Source organism: Colwellia asteriadis (assembly GCF_039523295.1).
In the GTDB taxonomy this organism is placed as follows: Bacteria; Pseudomonadota; Gammaproteobacteria; order Enterobacterales; family Alteromonadaceae; genus Colwellia; species Colwellia asteriadis.
In genome coordinates this window covers 1-627 of sequence record NZ_BAAAFA010000040.1, presented here as the reverse complement: position 1 = coordinate 627, position 627 = coordinate 1, and the positions used below count along the sequence as shown (strand labels likewise).

The 627-nt window shown below is 43.9% G+C and carries 1 pseudogene; it reads right to left on the bottom strand.

Annotated features, from left to right (window positions below):
- Window positions 1-627 (bottom strand): annotated as a pseudogene (locus tag ABD005_RS18140) (hypothetical protein); the annotation flags it as partial.

Genomic DNA, 627 nt, shown 5'->3' with positions numbered 1-627 from the left:
CAACACCTTGTTTACCATTGGTAGCCCAATCTTTCATACCCGTAACACCATTATTGGTGCCACGATATACTAGCATGGTCTCACCATTAACCGTTGACTTCATCAATGCTGCCCCAAAGCCTGATTCGATAGAAGTAAATACAGCATCTTCAAGACCAGGTACTGTGCTTGGGTCTATTAACTCTAACCCTGCTGGTGGTGGCGGTAATTCGGTAATATGACCACGATTGAATTCATCTACTTTATAAACATATTGTGCGGCTTCAGCCCGTAAAATGCTATCATTGTTTAACGCTAATCGCTCTCTTGTATTTTCTAATTCATCTATGGTTGCTGTTTTCTCTATTAGCGTTTGATTTGCATCATAAAGCGCATTTTTTTGTGCTGTGGGTGAGCTTTCACCTATTTCAGTCCGTTGAACAGAAACGCTAGTGAGACTAGCCTCACGCAAGCTAAAGCTGCGTATAGGGCGAATAGTCGGTGGCTGCGCAGCACTGGGAGCGCTAGCACTAATGGGCGATTCAATGTCGTAAGCCACATCGCCATCAAAGGTAATCATTTGTCCGTTAAGGGTTAAAACATCACTGCCGATAAGCTCAACATTACCGCCACTGTCGAGCTTTATCA